This window comes from Micromonospora sp. NPDC126480, assembly GCF_040302465.1.
GTDB lineage: Bacteria > Actinomycetota > Actinomycetes > Mycobacteriales > Micromonosporaceae > Micromonospora.
Genome location: NZ_JBEORU010000002.1, coordinates 68,249 through 86,541 on the forward strand (window position 1 = coordinate 68,249; position 18,293 = coordinate 86,541).

16 protein-coding genes and 1 pseudogene are annotated in these 18,293 nt (G+C 70.5%); 13 read left to right on the forward strand and 4 right to left on the reverse strand.

Going from position 1 to position 18,293, the window contains the following annotated elements; genetic code table 11:
- Nucleotides 1–109 precede the first annotated feature (109 nt).
- From ABTW87_RS02070 to vioC, 12 genes and pseudogenes are all read left to right on the forward strand, one after another.
- Complete coding sequence (locus tag ABTW87_RS02070; RefSeq protein ID WP_350648037.1) at nucleotides 110–1,045, forward strand: thiamine pyrophosphate-dependent dehydrogenase E1 component subunit alpha; 936 nt, start codon at nucleotides 110–112, stop codon at nucleotides 1,043–1,045.
- Nucleotides 1,038–2,018, forward strand: coding sequence for an alpha-ketoacid dehydrogenase subunit beta (locus ABTW87_RS02075; RefSeq protein ID WP_350647659.1), 981 nt, complete (start codon nucleotides 1,038–1,040; stop codon nucleotides 2,016–2,018). Before ABTW87_RS02070 ends, ABTW87_RS02075 begins: the two co-directional genes overlap by 8 nt.
- Nucleotides 2,015–2,791: an SDR family NAD(P)-dependent oxidoreductase gene (locus ABTW87_RS02080; RefSeq protein WP_350647661.1), complete on the forward strand. Its 777-nt coding sequence runs from the start codon at nucleotides 2,015–2,017 to the stop codon at nucleotides 2,789–2,791. Before ABTW87_RS02075 ends, ABTW87_RS02080 begins: the two co-directional genes overlap by 4 nt.
- Nucleotides 2,792–2,828: 37 nt before the next feature.
- Complete coding sequence (locus tag ABTW87_RS02085; protein ID WP_350647663.1) at nucleotides 2,829–4,151, forward strand: helix-turn-helix domain-containing protein; 1,323 nt, start codon at nucleotides 2,829–2,831, stop codon at nucleotides 4,149–4,151.
- Nucleotides 4,148–4,447: a YciI family protein gene (locus ABTW87_RS02090; protein WP_350647665.1), complete on the forward strand. Its 300-nt coding sequence runs from the start codon at nucleotides 4,148–4,150 to the stop codon at nucleotides 4,445–4,447. The genes ABTW87_RS02085 and ABTW87_RS02090 overlap by 4 nt, the downstream gene beginning before the upstream one ends.
- Complete coding sequence (locus ABTW87_RS02095) at nucleotides 4,447–6,033, forward strand: hypothetical protein (protein ID WP_350647667.1); 1,587 nt, start codon at nucleotides 4,447–4,449, stop codon at nucleotides 6,031–6,033. Before ABTW87_RS02090 ends, ABTW87_RS02095 begins: the two co-directional genes overlap by 1 nt.
- Before the next feature lie 1,015 nt (nucleotides 6,034–7,048).
- Nucleotides 7,049–7,306, forward strand: a complete 258-nt coding sequence (locus tag ABTW87_RS02100; protein ID WP_350647669.1) for a hypothetical protein — start codon at nucleotides 7,049–7,051, stop codon at nucleotides 7,304–7,306.
- A gap of 567 nt (nucleotides 7,307–7,873) precedes the next feature.
- Nucleotides 7,874–10,666, forward strand: a complete 2,793-nt coding sequence (locus ABTW87_RS02105) for an AfsR/SARP family transcriptional regulator (RefSeq protein WP_350647671.1) — start codon at nucleotides 7,874–7,876, stop codon at nucleotides 10,664–10,666.
- A gap of 345 nt (nucleotides 10,667–11,011) precedes the next feature.
- On the forward strand, nucleotides 11,012–12,154 hold the full coding sequence (locus tag ABTW87_RS02110) for a branched-chain amino acid aminotransferase (RefSeq protein ID WP_350648039.1): 1,143 nt from the start codon (nucleotides 11,012–11,014) through the stop codon (nucleotides 12,152–12,154).
- Nucleotides 12,155–12,217: 63 nt separating this feature from the next.
- Nucleotides 12,218–12,355, forward strand: a pseudogene (locus ABTW87_RS30160) (hypothetical protein); the annotation flags it as partial.
- Nucleotides 12,352–12,483, forward strand: a complete 132-nt coding sequence (locus ABTW87_RS02115; RefSeq protein WP_350647673.1) for a hypothetical protein — start codon at nucleotides 12,352–12,354, stop codon at nucleotides 12,481–12,483. The pseudogene ABTW87_RS30160 and the gene ABTW87_RS02115, both read left to right, overlap by 4 nt.
- Before the next feature lie 463 nt (nucleotides 12,484–12,946).
- Nucleotides 12,947–13,990: an arginine beta-hydroxylase, Fe(II)/alpha-ketoglutarate-dependent gene (gene vioC / locus ABTW87_RS02120; protein ID WP_350647675.1), complete on the forward strand. Its 1,044-nt coding sequence runs from the start codon at nucleotides 12,947–12,949 to the stop codon at nucleotides 13,988–13,990.
- A gap of 50 nt (nucleotides 13,991–14,040) precedes the next feature.
- Here vioC and ABTW87_RS02125 read toward each other — a convergent pair whose 3' ends face one another.
- The 3 genes from ABTW87_RS02125 to ABTW87_RS02135 form a co-directional block, all read right to left on the reverse strand.
- Nucleotides 14,041–15,180: an aminotransferase class I/II-fold pyridoxal phosphate-dependent enzyme gene (locus tag ABTW87_RS02125; protein WP_350647677.1), complete on the reverse strand. Its 1,140-nt coding sequence runs from the start codon at nucleotides 15,178–15,180 to the stop codon at nucleotides 14,041–14,043.
- A gap of 70 nt (nucleotides 15,181–15,250) precedes the next feature.
- Complete coding sequence (locus ABTW87_RS02130; protein WP_350647679.1) at nucleotides 15,251–16,417, reverse strand: aminotransferase; 1,167 nt, start codon at nucleotides 16,415–16,417, stop codon at nucleotides 15,251–15,253.
- A gap of 29 nt (nucleotides 16,418–16,446) precedes the next feature.
- Nucleotides 16,447–17,040 carry a LuxR C-terminal-related transcriptional regulator gene (locus ABTW87_RS02135; RefSeq protein WP_350647681.1) on the reverse strand — a complete coding sequence of 198 codons (594 nt, stop codon included), beginning with the start codon at nucleotides 17,038–17,040 and terminating at the stop codon, nucleotides 16,447–16,449.
- A 340-nt stretch (nucleotides 17,041–17,380) separates the two neighbouring features.
- Here ABTW87_RS02135 and ABTW87_RS02140 point away from each other — a divergent pair, with 340 nt between their 5' ends.
- Nucleotides 17,381–18,067, forward strand: a complete 687-nt coding sequence (locus tag ABTW87_RS02140) for an SDR family NAD(P)-dependent oxidoreductase (protein ID WP_350647683.1) — start codon at nucleotides 17,381–17,383, stop codon at nucleotides 18,065–18,067.
- On the opposite strand, the gene ABTW87_RS02145 is transcribed toward ABTW87_RS02140, so the two are convergent.
- Nucleotides 18,062–18,268, reverse strand: coding sequence for an MbtH family protein (locus ABTW87_RS02145; protein ID WP_502891515.1), 207 nt, complete (start codon nucleotides 18,266–18,268; stop codon nucleotides 18,062–18,064). The genes ABTW87_RS02140 and ABTW87_RS02145 overlap by 6 nt on opposite strands.
- Nucleotides 18,269–18,293 lie beyond the last annotated feature (25 nt).

The window sequence follows — 18,293 nt, forward strand, 5'->3', positions numbered from 1 at the left end:
GACCAATAACGGCCAGAAACTTGCAACTTCACTCTTCCATAGCCTTACAGCCCTGGTCTAGGCTCCGATGCGAACGAGCCGGAATAGGGCTCTAACTTCTGGGGGTGTGATGGGTCTGCCGGACGACTATCGGCTGATGGCCCGGATCCGCCGGTTCGAGGAGCGGCTGGCCGCCCTCAAGGACGCCGGCGAGATCCCGGGCTCGATCCACCTGTGCAACGGGCAGGAGGCGATCCCGGTCGGTGCCGCCCGCGCCTTGCGCGACGGCGACTACGTGACCGCGACGTACCGGGGCCACGGCTGGGCCATCGCCCGGGGCGTGGACCTGACCGGGCTGTTCGCGGAGATGATGGGTCGCGACTCCGCCCTGTGCGGCGGCCGGGCCGCCTCGCCGTACCTGACCGACCCGGACCGCTGGTTCATCGGCGAGAACTCAATCGTCGGCGCGGGTGTGCCGGTCGCAGCCGGCGCGGCGCTGACCGCCCAACGCACCGGCAGCGGCGCGGTCTCGGTGGTGAGCATCGGCGACGGCGCGATGAACCAGGGCAACGTGCACGAGGCGATCAACCTCGCCGCAGTGCTCGACCTGCCGCTGGTGCTGGTCGTGGAGAACAACGTCTACTCCGAGATGTCCCGGATCGAGGACATGGTGCGCGTCCGCCAGCTCGCCGAGCGGGCCGCCGGCTACGGCGTGCCGGGCCGGGTGGTCGACGGCAACGACTGCGACGCCGTCGCCGAGGCGGTCACCGAGGCGGTCACCCGCGCGCGCGATGGCGGTGGGCCGTCCATCGTGGAGGCGATGACCGAACGGCTGGTCGGTCACTACAGCGGCGACGTGCAACACTACCGGCCGGCCGGCGAGGTCGCCGCCGCCCGCGAACGAGAGCCCCTCGCGCGGATCCGGCAGGCCGCCGACCCCGAGCTGGCCGCCCGTCTCGATCTCATCGACGCCGAGGTGGCCGCCGAGGTCGAGGCCGCCGTGACCGCCGCCCGCGCCGTGCCGTTCCCGGACCCGGCGACCGTCAAGGAGCACGTCCATGTCTGAGTCCCTGCGCTACATCCAGGCCGTCAACGCCGCGCTGACCTGGGCGTTGGACAGCCGGGAGGACACCGTCTACTTCGGCGAGGACGTCGCCCTGCCCGGCGGGCCGTTCGGCGCCACCAAGGGGCTGCACAAGCGGTTCGGCTCCGCGCGGATCTTCGACACCCCGATCTCCGAGACCGGGTTCCTCGGCATGGCGCTGGGTGCGGCGATGACCGGCCTGCGGCCGATCGCCGAGATCATGTACGCGGACTTCTCGTTCGTGGCGATGGACCAGTTCGTCAACCAGATCTCCACCATCCGGTACTCCAGCAACGGCCGGTGGAAGGCCCCGCTGGTGATCCGGATGCAGCAGGGCTACTCGCCCGGCGCCTGCGCCCAGCACTCGCACTCCCCGGAGGCGTACTTCGCGCACACCCCGGGCCTGCGGATCGCGCTGCCGGCCACCCCGGACGACGCGTACCAGATGCTGCGAACGGCAGTGGTCAGCGACGACCCGGTGGTGGTCGCCGAGGCCCGGATGCTCTACCCGACCCGCGGCCCGGTGCGCACCGACGCGCCGGTCGAGCCCGTCGGTGGCGCCCGGGTGGTCCGTCCCGGCGGTGACGTCACCGTGGTCGCCTGGTCCCGGATGGTGTCGGCGTCGGTGGAGGCGGCGGGCGCCCTCGCCGAGGAGGGCATCGAGGCCGAGGTGATCGACCTGCGCTGGCTCAACCCGCTGGACTTCGACACCGTCGCCGCCTCGGTCGCCCGCACCGGCCGGCTGGTCGTCGCCCACGAGGCGAACCTGACCGGTGGGTTCGGCGCGGAGATCGCCGCCCGCGCCGCCGCCGAGTGTTTCGCCGATCTGCGTTCCCCGGTGGCCCGGGTGGGCCTGCCGGACCTGCCGATGCCGGCCGCCCCGATCCTCCAGTCCGCCGTGGTGCCCGAGGCCGCCGACGTGGTGGCCGCGGTACGGCGGACGGTCGGTCGATGACCGGGCCCACCTGGCAAGCCCCCGTCCCGCCGGCCGGTCTGCTGGCCGGCCGGCGGGTGGTGGTCGTCGGCGGTGCCTCCGGCATCGGGCTGGCCACCGTGCGGGCCGCCGTCGCCGCCGGCGCGTCGGTCGCCGTGCTGGACGCCGACGGTGACGGTGCGGCGCGGGCCGCCGCCGAGGCCCGGTCCGCCGGGGCCACCGCGTACGCCCGCCGGGTCGACGTGACCGTCGAGGACGAGGTGGCCGCCGCCCTCGACGCCGTCGCCGGCGAGCTGGACGGGATCGACGCCGTGCTGCACGTGGCCGGGGTGATGCGCGGCCAGGGGCTCGACGTGCGGGACGTCCCCATCGAGCTGTGGGCGCAGGTGATCGCGGTCAACCTGACCGGACCCTTCCTCGTCGCCAAGCACGCCGTCCGGCACCTCACCCCTGGCACAGGCGTGCTCGTCCTGGTCGGATCGAAGGCCGGCGTGCTCCAGGGGTCGGGCTCGGTACCCTACGGCGCGAGTAAGGGAGGGCTGCACGGCCTGGCGCTCACTCTCGACCGGCAGTTGCGTCCACAGGGGATCCGGGTCCATACGCTCTGCCCGGGAGACATCGACACGCCGCTGATGCGGCGGTCGCTGGACGAGGCACGCGCCAACGGCACCGACCGGGGGCGGGTAGCGGCCGTCGAGGCCGCGCTGGGCCGCCCGGAGGACGTGGCGTCGGCGCTGGTGCTGCTGGCCTCACCGGCCGGCGGCGGGGTCGTCGGCACCGTGCACGCCGGCTGAGCAGCCCATCCCAGACCGGCGACGACGTGGAGGCGCAGTGATCGGCATCATCGGCCCGGAGGACTCGATCCGGCTCGTACAGGAGGTCGCCGAGGGCGAGCAGCGGTCCGCAGACCTCACCGTCCGCGCGTACGGCCGGCCGGAGGAGGCCCCGGACCTGGCCCGGGAACTGGACGAGCTGTGCCAGGTGCTGCTCTTCACCGGGCGCATCCCGTACGCGTTCGCCGCCGCGGCCGACGGGCTGCGCGCCGAGATCGACTTCGTGCCGCACGCCGGCATCGACCTGTACCGGACGCTGTCGCGGATGCTGCTGGCCACCGGCGGGCGGCTGCCCCGGGTCAGCGTGGACACCATCGAGGCCGACGTCGTCCGCGAGACGTACCACGACATCGAGCTGGCCCCGCCGACCGAGATCCTGCCCATCGCCGACTCCTCCGGGCTGCTCTTCTCCGGCCTCGACGAGATCACGGCGTACCACCGAGAGCGGTACGCCTCCGGCGCGGTCGAGGCTTGCCTGACCTGCCTCGGGGCGGTGCACCGCGACCTGCGGGAGAGCGGGGTGCCGGTCTGGCGGGTGGAGCACACCCGCGCCTCGGTCCGCGATGCGCTGCGCCGGGCCTGGCTCGCCGCCGAGGTGCGCCAGTCTCGGGGGACCCAGATCGCGGTGATGATGATCGAGTTGGCCGAGCCCGCCGGTCGCCAGGGCGACCCGTACCAGGCGGAACGGGCGCGGTTGCGGTTGCGCGAGGCGCTGCTGGAGCACGCCGAGCGGATGCGGGGCCGGTTGGGTGGCATCGACGACCGGACGATGCTGATCACCACCACCCGGGGTTCCGTGGAGAGCGCCATCGCGCGACACCAGGCCGGACACGCCTCCCTGCTCACCCTGCGCGGGGTCGACGTCGCGCACACCGTCGGCTTCGGTACCGGTACCACCATCGCCGCCGCCGAGGACAACGCCCGCAAGGCGCTGGCGCTCGGCCGGGCCAGCGGGGACACCCACGTGGTCTTCCCGGACGGTGAGATCTACTCCAGCCGGGAGAGCCCGGTCAAGCAGCGCCTGCGCGAGACCGCGCCCGGCGTGCTGCGCGTCTCCGAGCAGCTGCGGCTGGGGCCGCTGTCCACCCGCCGGCTGCTTGAGGCGCTGCATCAGATGGACCCGAACCAGGTGACCGCGCGGGGCCTGGCCGACGCATACGGGGTGGAGGCCCGCTCCGCGCGCCGGCTGCTCAAGTCGCTGCGCGCCGCGGGCTTCGCCGACGAGGTCGGTGTGCACGTCAGCACGGGCGCGGGCCGGCCGCAGACCGTGTACCGGGTGGCCATGCAGCGGCTCATCGAGGCGATCGGCGGTGCCGCGTGAGGTTCGAACCCGCCTACCTGGTCACCGCCACCTTCGCCGCCGACGCCGCCACCCGCCGGGAACCGTACCGCGCGGCCCACCTCGCCCACGTCGCGTCGCTGCTCGCCGACGGCACCGCCCTGCTCGCCGGCGCCCGGACCGACCTGGGCTCCTCCGTCCTCGTCCTGCGGGCCGCCGACGCCGACGCGGCCCGCGCCCGTTGTGAACACGATCCGTACTGGCAGCACGGGGTCTGGACGGCTCTCCATGTGGTCGAGTACCTCGCCGCCACCCCGCAGTCCCTCGGGAGGTCATGATGTCGCAGTACCGCCGGATCGCCGGGGTCCGGGTGCACGGCGCCGAGTCCGCGCCGTACGCCGCCCGGCTGGTGGAGGAGGCCCTCGGTCGGGCGTCCGACGGGGTGCCGGTGCACCTCGACGCCGACCCAGCGCAGCCCGAGGGGGGCTACCGGATCGAGGTGCCCGAGACCGGCCCGATCCGGATCGTCGGTGACCCGTTCGCCGGGCTGGTATACGCCGCCCGGGAACTGGTCGACCTGACCACACCGGCCGGCGTTCCGGTGGGCGTGCGGGCCGGTTCACCCGGCCTGCCGCTGCGCACCCTGTGGACCTGGGACCACTCCACCAACTGGGACCTCCGCCAGCTCGGGCAGCAGGAGATCGGTGCACTCAACCCGTACGCCAAGTCCGCCGAGGCGTTCGGCGAGGACTACCGCCGGTTGGTCGACTTCTGCAGCCGGGAGCGGATCGGCGGCATCGTGGTGTACGGGCTGCTGCGCGACGCCCATGGCGGCGTCGATGCGGCCCGCGACCTGTGCGAGTACGCCAACCAGCGCGGTGTGCGAATCGTCGCCGGCATCGGCATCAACGCCTACGGTGGGGTCTACTTCGACGGCCGGCACCGCTTCAACCTCGCCACCTGGCTGCGCCAGCGCCCGGACCTGGCCGCCGAACTGCCGAAGAAGGTCGGCTTCGACATCGATGAATTCGGTGACCTTCACTTCCCGGCCAGCGAGTACATGATGGCCGCCTGTCCGTCCCAACCGGACAACCTGGCCTGGAACCGGGACGCCATTGACTGGCTGCTGGACACGCTGCCCGTCGGCGGGATCAACTTCGAGACCGGCGACTACGGCAGCTGCGCCTGCGCCCGGTGCACCGAGCGCACCGGCGGGGAGCGCACCTCGTGGTCGTACGAGGCGATGCGGTCGGTCTACCCGACCCTGTTGGACACCGCCCGCCGTACCGGCCCGGCCGGCGTGCCGCTACGGCACCTCGTCGAGGTCTACTGGGACAACATCTTCGACCTGGACGCGCAGCAGTCCCTCGCGGACCTGCCCGACGACGTGGCGTACCAGTACTGCGTGAACCGGGGCTTCTGGTACGACAACCGGGACCGGCTCACCGCAGCCCACGTCGAACGGCTCCCGCACACCACTAACGTGCTGCGCACCCATGCCGGGTCGCAATGGAACCGGCAGCGGCACTCCTGGGTGCCCGAGATGTACGCCGACATGGCCACCCGGGCCGGTGCGGCCGGGATGCGGGGCCTGACCATCTTCGCCGAGGCATCCGCGTACCACCCGACCAACGAAATCAGCTACCTGGCGTACGCCCGGTTCACCTGGAACCCCGAATTGCCCTGGGCCGACTTCTGGCGCGACGAGGTGGCGCCCCGGTTCGGGGGATCGGCCGAGGCCGAGGCGTTCCGCGACGGCGCGGCCGTTGTCGATGACGCCGCCGCTGCGGCGGACGCGCTGGACAAGGTCCGCGCCGACGCGCTTACCATGGTTGCCACCACCGGCGGCGATGTCCAGCGCCGTTGGCTCTGGCTGGCCGAACGCGCTACCCGCCACGCCCACTCCACCCCTGACCACATGTGACGTAGATGAGTGCCGATCGGCGCTGGTCGCCCCGCGGCGATTGTCGATCAGGGCACTCACGCAAGCAGAGTTAGTGCGGTCAAGTGCCCGCCCCGCACGCGACCGGTGGCCAGGCCCGCGGACCGATCCGTGAGCCGGGCCGCAGGTCACTTGCCAGCCGACCTGCTCGGCAATCTCCCGGCCACGTACGTCGCACGCACGCCGCGGCCCCGTCATGCCGAGGGGTGAGCCCGGTCGGGCCGCCGAGAATATGGGCCGTCATAGCTGTCCCACGGAGCCACGATCGCTATGGCGTGCGGGCGGCGGGGCAGAGTCACTCGTACTCCGAAATCATGAAACCGGCTCCGCGGCGCTCAGGTCGGAGGAGTGGGGCGGGACGACGAGGTACTACGACATGCCGAACGAACTCTTCGAGAAACTGGCCGGTTGATCGGGAAGGACCGCCACGACCGCCTCCGGCCGCTTGCCATCGCCACATCCGTTCATCGGCCCACTGCCCGATCGCCACCTCGTTCCCGCCGCTGGACACGATGTCAGTGCACGGGGCCGGGTCGATGCCTGCGCCAGTTAGCCGCGAATGTCAACGGGTACTTTGTTGTGCCCATCCATGAGGCGTGTCCGTGATGGAGCTCCCGGCACCGGGTGGGCCCTTTGAGCCCGAGGCCCACCGGCCCAGGTAGTGCGGCTGTCAGCCGATCAGGACGGCGCCGAATACGCGCAGCCCGAGCTGGGGATCGGTCCGTGTCAATCCTCGGACACCACATTGCAGCATCCATGCTGTGTTTCGCGTACTGGTGGTCAAGCACGCTTGACCACGCAGATCTCAGCCCAGCTACTCCCTCGATCGACTCTGTCTCGATCGGGGGCGATCGTCGTGGCTGATCGTTCCGTGGCTCCCGTCATCCCGCCGGTGATGCTGGCCGACTGGGAGCAGAGCTCTCGTCGCGCGCGTGGTGGAGCTCCTCGCCGTCCTCCGTTGCCGCTGCCAGCCCTACCGATTCCCCGTACCGGCAGGATGGTGTACGGCCTGGCTGCCATCGACACCAGTGGCCGAATCGCTGACCGGACGATCATTCGTGCCTTGGGATGGGCGCCGGGAATCCGGCTGCACATCCGCGAGGGCTCGGGGGTCATTGTCGTCCGACTGGACCGGCAGGGTGTCTTCACCGTCACCGGACAAGGCCACCTCCACCTGCCGGCGGCTGTCCGGCACTGGTGCGGGCTCAACGCCGGCGATCGGGTACTGCTGGCCGCGAACCCTGCTACTGCGTGACCGGACCGTTCCGCACCTGACCCGCCCTGGCTGGGACACCAACCCAGGGCGGCGACGAAGTTTCAGGTGACGCGGGAGTAGCGCCAGGGCGCGGGTGCTGTCGCGGACCGGTTGGCGGCAGCGATGTTGGTGACGCTGGCGGTGCGGAGTGCGCCGATGGCGGCTCCAACTCCTCGCGGCGCTCGCGATCTGGCTGAGCATGTCGGCCGGGGTGAGGGCGTCGACACCGATCAGCGCGGCATCCGCCAGCCAGGAGGGCCCTCATTCGGCGAATCGCATATGGTGACGACCCTGATACCCGCAGTCTTCAGGATCTCGACGAGACCGAGAAGGATGCAGGCGAGATGATCAACACATCGGGGCGGATCCCTCGCGCCGCAGACAAGTCATACCCGGCGTACGGGGTGACCATCGAGAATGGGTTCGATCGACTCCCCTGTCGCCGACTGTCCTTTCCATCCGTTAATTGCTGCGGCTCGAAGCTACAATGTCGGGAATGTATGCCTCGTATATTTGACGCACAGTGACGGCCTGGCGGGGTACGCGGAAAGGTGGTTACGATCGGCCGTGCTCCTCAGCTTCGATCTCCTCGGCCCGCTGAGAGTACGGCGGGACGGCGGAACGGTGTCCCTTCCGTCGGTCAAACAACGCCTGGTGCTGGCCGGGCTACTGCTGCGGCCGAACGAGGTCGTCACCATCGACGAACTGCTGGCGATCGTCTGGTCGGGCGAACCACCCGTGTCGGCAGCGGCAAACCTACGGACCTACGTGCGCAAGCTGCGGCAGGCACTGGATACCGGCCACGGCGGTCGGGACCGGATCGTCGCGGTCGGCGGCGGCTACCTGATGCGGTTGAACTCGCGCGAGCGGGATATCGACCGGTTCGACGCCGCGGTGGCGCGAGGTCATGCGGCGATGTCCCAGGGCGAACCGCAACGGGCGGTCGAGCACCTGGCCGAGGCGGTCGGGATGTGTCGGGGCGTACCGCTGTCGGATCTGCCACTGAGCCCGCTGCTGGCGCTCCGGGTCCGGCAGCTGGAGGAGCGACAGTTGCTGGCCGAGGAGGACTACGCCGAGTTCCGGCTCGCCGCCGGCACAACCGCCGGGGTGATCCAGCGGCTGCGTGTGCTGGTCGATCAGCATCCGCTACGGCAGCGGTCGTGGCTTCAGCTGATGACCGCCCTGTACCGCACCGGCGACGTTGCGGGGGCGGTGGAGGCCTTCCACCAGGCGCGGCAGAGGCTGGCCGAGCAGATCGGTTTGGATCCGGGCCCCGAACTCGTCCGGCTGTACGACGACATCCTGCACAACCGGGCCGTTCTGGCCGCGACCGGCTCGGTGGCCCGGCCGGCTGACCGTCGGCCGGCCCAGCTGCCGCTGGCGGTGGCCGGCTTCGTCGGACGCGAGACGGAACTGGCTCGCCTCGACGCTCAGCTAGGGGAGGGCGCGGACGGGCCGACCAACGTCGTGATCTCGGTGATCAGCGGCATGGCCGGAATCGGAAAAACGGCCCTGGCGCTGCGCTGGGCGCACCGGGTGGCCAAGCGCTTTCCCGACGGCCAGCTCTACCTGAACCTGCGTGGTTACGACGACGAGAATGCCGTGACCCCGGCGGAGGCCCTGCGCAGTCTCCTGGAGGCGCTTGACGTGCCGGACGGCCGGATACCGGCCACCTCGGACGCCCGTGTCGGGCTGTACCGGAGCCTGCTGGCGAGCCGTCAGATGCTGATCGTGCTGGACAACGCCCGCGACTCGGAGCAGGTACGACCGCTGCTGCCGGGCACCGGACGCTGCGCAGTGGTGATCACGAGCCGGGATCAGCTCAGTGGCCTAGTGGCGAGTGAGGGCGCGACGCCGCTGATGCTGGACGTGCTGACCGAGCAAGAGTCCCGCAGCCTGCTGGGCAGTTGGCTGGGCACACAGCGGGTAGCCGCGGAACCCGAGGCGGTGTCCGCCATCATCGACGCCGCCAGCCGGCTGCCACTGGCCCTGTCGATCGTGGCGGCGCGCATGGCGGCCAAGGCTTCCTTTCCCCTGGCCGCCCTGGCCGTCGAGCTGACCCCTTCCGAAACGCGGCTGGACGCGCTGGCCGACGGAGATGTCCGGCGCGTCTTCTCCTGGTCATACCGGGCCCTGAGCGAGCAAGCGGCGCGACTGTTCCGCCTGCTCGGGCTGCATCCCGGCCCGGATCTCACCGGTCCGGTCGCGGCGGCGCTCACCGGCCAGGCCCTGGCAGCTGCCATGTCGCAGCTGCGAGAACTGACCCGGCTGCACCTGTTGACCGAGCACCAGCCAGGCCGGTACGTGCTGCACGACCTGCTCCGAACCTACGCCGCCGAACTGGCCGAATCCGGTGAGCCGCCCGCCGAGCGCCGGGCCGCTCTGCACCGGCTCTACGACCATTACCTGCGCTGCGCCCATCCGGCGGCCCGACTGCTGCAGCCGCAGTGGGCGTCGATCAAGCCGGTGCCCCCGCTGCCCGACAACTTCGCCCGCCCACCGGCCGATCGTGCCGCGGCGCTGGACTGGTTAACCGCCGAGCACCCAGTGCTCGTCTGTGTCATCCGGCGGGCGGCCGAGACCGGCTTCGACGCCTACGCCTGCCAGCTCGCCTGTTCACTCACCGCGTTCCTGGCACCGCGTGGTCTGTGGCAGGACCAGTTCACCGTGCAGCAGATCGCGGTCGACGCAGCCGAGCGGGCCGGTGATCACGATACTCAGGCCATGGCGAACCGGATGCTGGCCCGGGCGGCGCTGCGGCTCAACCAGCACGACGTAGCCGAGGAGCGGCTGGCGTCCGCGCTGAAGCTGTACGAGCAACTCGGCGACCCGACCGGCCAGGCGCAGACCCTGCACAGCCGCACCGAGCTGGCGTACGAGCGAGGCAGGCTGCAGGACGCGCTGCACCACGGTCGCGAGGCGCTGAGATTGCACCGGCTGGCGGGCAGTCCCGCCGGGGAGGGGCGCACCCTGAACGCGATCGGGTTCCTGTACGCGACGATGGGCGACTACCAGCGCGCCATCGCGAACTGCACCGCGGCATTGGCTATCCAGGAGAAGATCGACGACCGCAACGGCAAGGCGGCCACGCTGGATAGCCTCGGCTTCGCGTACGAGCGGCTTGGCCACCACGAGCGTGCCGCGAACCTCTATGAGCGGTCGATCGAGATGTTCCGCGATTCCGTCGACCGGTACCACGAGGCGGAAACGCTGGTCCGGCTCGGTGACGTCCGGGCGACGATGGGCGACGGAGCGGCGGCCGAGGATGCCTGGCGCCGGGCCACCGAGATCTACCACAGCCTCGATGACCCAGCGGCGGACGAGATCCGACACCGACTGGCCCGCCTCGTCGGCCGGTGATCCGGACGCCGGTAGGTGCACCGCGAGCCGCCCCGACCTGCGTCCTCCCCGTTCCCTGGCTGCCGTCGAGGTCAGACGGGAGGTTGTCCGTGCCGCCTGGCCAGAAGTTCCACAGTCGGGCGCAGTGCGGGGTGCAGGTGTCCAGCCCGGGTGCGTCGGCTCGGCCACGAGTGTCCCCTCCGACGTCCACAGTGCCTGGCGCGGAAACCACAGCATGCCACCGGCGGGCTGGCGCGCGGGCCCAGTCGGATATTTCGGGGACACCGAGGGACGACGACAGCGCCTTACCGTGAGTCGACGCTGTCTGCGCGGGTCTGCCGTGCGTCCCCGGGGAGGGCAGTAACCATCCTAGATTTCGAGATCCGGCCGAGTCGGCGATGCCTGCCCGACGCGGACCGACGCTCGATCCTGAACGCGCCAGTTTTCGGGCAGGTCTTCACGGATCACATGGTCACGCTGCGCTGGGACAGCGAGCGTGGCTGGCACGACGGGCGGCTCGAGGAGTTCCACAATCTTTCCCTACCGCCGTCGGCGTCCGTTTTTCACTACGGGCAAGAAATCTTCGAGGGCATGAAGGCGTACCGCCAGCCCGACGGGTCGATCGCGCTGTTCCGGCCAGAGCGCAACGCTGCCCGGTTCAACGCGTCCGCGCGGCGTCTGGCGATGCCGGATCTGCCAGTCGAGGTGTTTCTGCGGGCCATCGAGTTGCTGGTGCGGCAGGACCGAAAGTGGGTGCCGGACGGTGCGGGCACGAGCCTGTACCTTCGCCCCTTCATGATCGCGACGCAGCCGACGCTGGGCTTCACCCTGCCGTCGAACAGCTATCTGTTCTGTGTCGTTGCGAGCCCGGCATCGCCCTATTTCAGCGTCGGGACGAGGCCGCCGGCCCTGACGGTGTGGATCTCCGAGGAGTACGCCCGGGCCGCTCCGGGCGGGACCGGGGCCGCGAAGGCGGGCGGCAACTACGCCGCCGCGTTCCTGGCCCAGCGCCATGCCTTCGAGCAGGGCTGCGACCAGGTGGTGTGGCTGGACGCCGCCGAGCACACCTGGGTCGAGGAAATGGGCGGGATGAACCTGTGCTTCGTCCAGCAGCCCGCCGACGATGGCCCGGCCACGCTGATGACCCCGGCGCTGACCGGCACGCTGCTGCCGGGCGTCACCCGGGACTCCCTGCTGCGGCTGGCCGCGCGGCTCGGCCTCGGCTGCGAGGAGGGGCGCATCTCGGTGGCGCAGTGGCGCAAGCGCTGCGAGGCGGGGGGCATCACCGAGGTCTTCGCCTGCGGCACCGCGGCGGTCATCGCGCCGGTCGGGCAGGTGCGCGCCGCCGACACCGGGTGGACGGTCGGTGACGGCCGCCCGGGCCCGGTCACCATGCGGCTGCGTGAGGAACTGCTCGGCATCCAGTACGGCCGTCGTCCCGACGACCTGGGCTGGCTGCGCACGGTGTGCGGCCCACCGGAAGGGTTGACCTCCGTTGAACGCGTTTGATGAGCCTGACGGCAGTTCGTCGTCCTGGTGACGGACCAGCACTCGCTCTGACCCGAGACGCTCGCCCACCCGGCCGGCTGGCGGTGGACCGGGACCAAGCAGCCGCGAGGCGTGCCGGAGTTCATCGAGTCGACGTGGCTGGACCTGCGGCCGGCCAGCGCCCGGGGCGTCGCGCCGCAGGGCGACCCGGGTGCCGTTTGATCCACCAGCTGGTCGAGGATCAGGTCTGGCGCATGCCCGGCGGTCCGGTGCTCAGCTACGCCGGCGCCACCATGACCTATCAGGAGCTGAACGCGACGGCGGAGACACTAGGCCGCGGCTGCCGGTGACCGGTGTGAGCGGCGGCGCGCTGGTCGCGGTGGTGCTGGACCGCGAGTTGCCGCTCAGCACGGCGCTCCTGGCGGTGCTCAAGGCCGGCGGCGCCGATCTCTTTCCGGATCCAGCTGAGCCGCTTCGACAACGCGCTGTGGCCAATAGAACCGGGCAGGAAAGGCGGGCTGTAGGTCGGCGGACCGGGCGTCGCCACCGGCTATCGTCGCAAGCCGTGGGCGACCGGCGGAGACGTTTGTCGCCGGTGCCGATCCCGAGTGCCCCGGCACCGGATGGTGTCGGACCGACGCCTGGTCATCGCCACCGGCGACGGTGACCTGGATTTCCTCGGCCGCGTCGACCGACAGGTGAGGATCCGTGACTGTTGGATCGAACCGAGCACGGTGGAGATCGATGCGGTGCGGTGGTTGTCCCTGCTTACGGGGACCGATGGGGCCGCACAAACGTTCGTAACCTCGGGGAGTGACTGTTATCGTGACGCACCACCTGGCACTCACGTCCGCAGACAACGCGGCGGTGGCGCCGATGCTCGCCGACGTGACGCGGCAGTACGACACCATCGAGAACGAGGACCTGATCCGGCGGGCGCCGGTGCTCGCCCGGGAGCTGCCCGCGCACCTCCTGGAGTTCCTCGAGGAGTTCCGGCTCGGCGAGCCGTCGGCGCTCTGCGTGGTCTCCGGCCTGGCCGTCAACGAGGAGGATCTCGGGCCGACCCCGACGCACTGGCGAGACAGCCAGCACGGCTCGCCGGCCTTCCGCCAGGAGGTCTTCTTCCTGCTCTGCGGATCGGCGCTCGGCGACGTCTTCGGCTGGGGCACCCAGCAGGACGGCCGGATCATGCACGACGTGCTGCCGATCAAGGGGCACGAGCACTACGAGATCGGCTCGAACAGTTTGCAGCACCTGTCCTGGCACACCGAGGATGCGTTCCACCCGTGCCGGGGCGACTATGTCGCGCTGATGTGCCTGAAGAACCCTGACGACGTGGAGACGATGGTCTGCAGCATCGACCTGCTGGACATCGAGCGCCTGGACGTCGCCGCGCTGTTCGAACCCGAGTTCACCGTGATGCCGGACAACTCGCACCAGCCGCAGCTGTCCCGCGGCTCGACCGGTGATCCGGCCCTGGACGCGTTGCGGGCACGCAGTTTCCGGCTGATCGAGCAGTGGAACAAGAAGCCGGAGAAACGGCCGCTGTTCTTCGGCGACCCGGGCAGCCCTTACATGGCGCTCGACCCCTATCATATGGATTCGAGCGGGTGGCCGGAGCGCCATCGGCAGGCGTTCGACGGATTGTGCGCACAAATCGAAGAGCGGATGTCCACGGTGGCGCTGCGGCCCGGCGACTGCATCTTCATCGACAACTTCCGCGCGGTGCACGGCCGCAAGTCATTCCAGCCGCGCTACGACGGCTCTGACCGGTGGCTCAAGCGGCTGAACATCACCCGCAACATCCGCGGCTCGCGGGCCTGGCGGACCTCGGCGGACAGCCGGATCATCCAGTGACGGTGTACGCGCCGGCGCCCCCCCGCGGGGTGCCGGCGCGGCCGGTTGCCTTACTTTCGGGCCGAGGCGGCCGAGAGGTCGAGATATGAGGCGGCGAGGGCCCGGGCTGCTTTAGTGATCGTTTCCCGCGGCCGGGCCAGCGAGAGCCGGATGAACCGCAGCCCGCCTTCCGGGTCGGCCCAGTGGAACGGTGCGCAGGGCAGCACGTGTACGCCCCTATTCAGCATGTCTTTGTAGAGCAGGTTGGAATCGGGGCCGTCGGCCGGCAGTTCGACGCGGGCCACGCTGATCCGCGACTGCGGGTCGGCCAGCGAGAGTCCCACCTCGGCGATGGTGCTCCGCACAATCTCCCGGTTGTCCTCGATGAACCGGTGCGACCGCTCGTAACCGCCGGCGGTCCAGTCCCGGGCCAGTTCGGTGATCAGCCGGAGCACGACCGGCGAGGCGGAGAGCAGCGACTCGGAGAAGGCCCGCTCGATCGGCAGGGTGAGGCGGCTGCTGTACGCGAGGAGGCCGATCTTGAGCTCGTGGGTCGGCCAGAGCTTGCCGGTGTCCTCGATCGTGATCCAGTCGGCGCCGGTGGAGTCGAGCACCGCGTACGTGTCGTACTGGGCGTCGTGCACCTGCCCGCGGAAGCTGGCGTCGAGGATGACGATCTGCCCGTGCCGGGCGGCGTGCTCGCCGAGCGAGCGCAGGTGCTCCGGCGGGGTCACCAGGCCGGTCGGGTTGTTCGGATGGGTGAGCACGACCGCGCGCACCGGCGGCTGCGGCCACTGGCGGGTCAGCAATGCCTCCTCGGGCAGCGGCACCAGCTTGAGCCCGCGGGTGACGAACAGGTCGGCGATGTTGTCGAACGTGGGGTGCAGTACGGCGATCGTCGCGCCGGCCGGCAGGGCCCGCGCCACGATGTCGGTCGCCAGCGTTGAGGAGTAGCAACTGAGGATTCGGCCGGTGCCGATCGGCGCCGTGTGCTGCCCCACCGCGTGCAGGAAGGTGGTGTGCGCCTCCCGCTCGATGTCGGGGAACGACCGCCGGGACGCCTCGGCGAACATCTCCGGCAGCCTTTCGATGATTTCCGCCTGCTGTCCGGTGAGGACGAGACGGGCGTGGCCGTCCGTGAGATTGAGCCCGCCGTCGACGTCAGTCAATGCATCGACTTCCATGGTGGTCAGATTGGCGACTGGGGTCATCGTCGGTCCTCCCGCTGCGAGCGCTGCCTGCAAGAACCCTAGGCGGTGCGCCGGATGCGTTCTTGTCCCATCAAGAAGGGGCTAAGGCCATGGCGGCCAGCCGGTCGGCGAACCGGCTTATCTCGTCCTGGTCGGCGTTGCCGAAGCTCACGCGCAGTGTGTGCCGGTCCCCGGGTTCGAAGGCCGTGCCGGGGATGACCAGGGTGTCGTGGCGCAGCACGAGATCGCGGACGACCTCGGCCGTAGGCCGGTCCCGGAACGGGTGCCGCAGCCAGCCGAAGAAGCCACCGGCGGCCAGCAGCTCGAAGCCGCCCGGGCGGTCGGCCAGCACCGACCGGAAGTGGTCACGCTTCGCCAGCAGGTGGCGGACCCGCTGGGCGCGCCACGCCCCGGCCCGAATGAGACCGGCCCAGGCGGCCTCCTGGCCGATCCGCGGCGCGCAGATCGCGACGCAGTCGAGCAGCTTCATGATCTCCCGATTGAGCCGGGTCGACGCCACCACGGCACCCACCCGATAACCGGGGATGGCCAGGTCTTTCGCGAAGCTGTGCAGGCTGACCACGGTCTCTGGCCAGCCCGGGTCGGCGAACAGCGGATGCGCCGGCTCGTCGGTGCCGCGGAACGATCGGTAGGTCTCGTCCAGCACGAGGGCGATGCCGTGCCGGTGGGCGACCGCGGCCAGCTCGGCGATCCGCTCCGGAGGCACCACCACGCCGCTGGGATTGCCTGGTGACACCAGCACGATCGCCCGGGTCCGCGGGGTGATCAGCGCCTCTGCCGCGGCGGCGGTCGGCACCAGGTCGGGGTACGGGTCGAGGTAGACCGGGGTCACGCCGTCCAAACGCAGCCACATGTTGTGGTTGAAGTAATAGGGCACGGTCAGCACGACCTCGTCGCCGGGAGCGGCCAGGGCCGAGGTGACGAGGCAGAACGCCTGGTTGCAGCCGGCCGTGACCAGCACCTGCTCGGGCCGGACGATGCCGCGGTAGTCGCGCGACAGCTCGGCCGCGAACGCCTCCCGCAGGTGCGGCAGGCCGCCCAACTCGACGTAGTCGGCGCCGTGCGGGTCGCGCGCCACCGCGGTGATGTGCTTTACGACCTCGGGCGCGGGTGGGCAACGCGGTGCGGCCTGGGCAAGGTCGAGCAGCTCCCCGCCCCCGGTGCGCTCGTCGAGCAGCGCGTAGGTGTCGGAGATCGGTGAGTCGATCTGGCTGAGCGTCCGCTGGCTGAGCCGCATGTCTGATCTCCGTCGTGGTCTGGGGCCGGTCAGCCGGCCAGCCTGCCGAGCAACGCGGCCCGCGTCAGCTCGGCCTTGTTGCCGACCCCAAGCTTGGCGCGGATGCGCTTGGCGTAGGTGTCCACCGTGTGCGGGCTGATGCCGAGTCGGGTGGCGATCTGACCGTGCGTCAGCCCTCGGGCGATCTGCCGCAGCACCTGCATCTCCCGCTGGCTGAGGTTGCGGCCGGCGGAATCGGTCCAGGTGACAGTCGGTGGTTCCTGGTCGGCCGGCGGGACGTTGCGTCCGGAGGCGACCGACCGGATGGCGTCGACGACCCGCTCCGCCGGGTCCCGTTTGTTGATCACGCCCGCCGCGCCGGCGCGCAGGAAGCGCAGGCTCTCGCACGGCGGCTCGTCGTTGACCACGATGACCTGGGTGCACTTGGCCGTCTCGGCGATGTGCTCGAGCTCGCCGAAGGGCGGCAGGGCATCGGTGTCGATCAGGGTGGCGTCGGCCAGCCAGGAAGCCTCGTCCTCGGAGGACGTTCGGGCCGACACCACTTTGATTCCGGCCTGATCCATCGTGTGGAGCAGGCCGACCAGGTAGATGGGTGAGCTGCTGAGAACATCGATCCGAATCACGGCAACCGTACTCCGCTACCAATCGTGTCTGCGGCGCCGGCAACGGACTGTTTGCCGCGAACGCCATGGTCAGGAGTGTTATGCATCGAAAGACGGCGATCAATCATCAACTTGATCGAGAGTAGCAGCGGCCTGGCGGAGCCTCGCATCCCTGCTTCACGGGACAGTGGCGAGTGTTTAGTCCTGGTGGAGATAGCCGGGGGGCCGGGACGTCGATGTACATCTGTCGAATGGGGGCCCCGTCGCGGCCGGTGGCTGCAACAAGCGACGTGACGGAACACCACGCGCCGTTCGACCATGGCCTCCCCGCGAACGCACGGCCTGGAAGAGGTGACCGACGATGCCGAATCGCGATGCGCGACGCATCGCACGCGACGACGGGGCCAAGGTGATCCCCTTACGAGCGATCGGATCATCGGCCGGACAAGCGGACGCCACCCGGCTCGACCCGGTGGACGAGCCCGTCGTCGTCGTGATCGAGGGCGACCCCGCGTTGACCCCCACCATCACCCGGGCGCTCGTCGAGTCGCCGGTCCGGGTCGTGCTCACCAGCCCCTCCGGGGCTACCGGGCGGGCGACCGTCGCGTTGCTCGGCGATCTCTCGGACCGCGTCGCCGTACGCCGGCTGACCCTCACCGACCCGGACAGCGTCGAACGCCTCACGACGTGGCTGCGGGTGCGGTTGGGCCGCTGCGACGTACTGGTCGACGCGGCGGCGACCACCGGCGCGGAGTTGATGATCCTGGAGGAGAACCTGGCCGGCACCCGGCAGTTGATCCACGCGGTGGAGCCGCTGATGCGCCGGCAGTACTACGGGCGCATCGCGTTCGTGCTGAGCGGGCCGGGCGTGACCGCGGCGGACGCGGCCATGGACCGGGTGCACGAGTTCACCCGGTCCATGGCCGACGACCTGTACGGCACCGGCATCGTCATCGACACCTACCCGCCGCAGCCGGCCGTCGGCGACGTGGACCTGCTGCGATGGCTGGCCGACCTGCTGCGTGACCCGCCGCGTGGCGGGTTATGACGCCAGCGCCTGCCGAACGCTCAGCGGCGTGATGTCGGTCCAGTGCTGCTCGACGTGGTCCAAGCAGGCCTGCCGGGATTCCGGGCCGAAGGTGACGCGCCAGCCCGCCGGCACGTCAAGCGAGCTCGGCCAGAGCGAATGCTGCTCCTCGTCGTTCATGAGCACCAGGAAGATTCCGTCGGGGTCATCGAAGACATTCATCGGCACGGCTCCTCGCAGATTGGCT

Excerpts from the sequence above, each read along its gene's own strand:
- ABTW87_RS02070 (WP_350648037.1), top strand. The coding sequence starts at position 110 with ATGGGTCTGCCGGACGACTATCGGCTGATGGCCCGGATCCGCCGGTTC.
- ABTW87_RS02075 (WP_350647659.1), top strand. The coding sequence starts at position 1,038 with ATGTCTGAGTCCCTGCGCTACATCCAGGCCGTCAACGCCGCGCTGACC.
- ABTW87_RS02080 (WP_350647661.1), top strand. The coding sequence starts at position 2,015 with ATGACCGGGCCCACCTGGCAAGCCCCCGTCCCGCCGGCCGGTCTGCTG.
- ABTW87_RS02095 (WP_350647667.1), top strand. The coding sequence starts at position 4,447 with ATGTCGCAGTACCGCCGGATCGCCGGGGTCCGGGTGCACGGCGCCGAG.
- ABTW87_RS02100 (WP_350647669.1), top strand. The coding sequence starts at position 7,049 with ATGGTGTACGGCCTGGCTGCCATCGACACCAGTGGCCGAATCGCTGAC.
- ABTW87_RS02125 (WP_350647677.1), bottom strand. The coding sequence starts at position 15,180 with ATGACCCCAGTCGCCAATCTGACCACCATGGAAGTCGATGCATTGACT.
- ABTW87_RS02130 (WP_350647679.1), bottom strand. The coding sequence starts at position 16,417 with ATGCGGCTCAGCCAGCGGACGCTCAGCCAGATCGACTCACCGATCTCC.
- ABTW87_RS02140 (WP_350647683.1), top strand. The coding sequence starts at position 17,381 with ATGCCGAATCGCGATGCGCGACGCATCGCACGCGACGACGGGGCCAAG.
- ABTW87_RS02145 (WP_502891515.1), bottom strand. The coding sequence starts at position 18,268 with ATGAATGTCTTCGATGACCCCGACGGAATCTTCCTGGTGCTCATGAAC.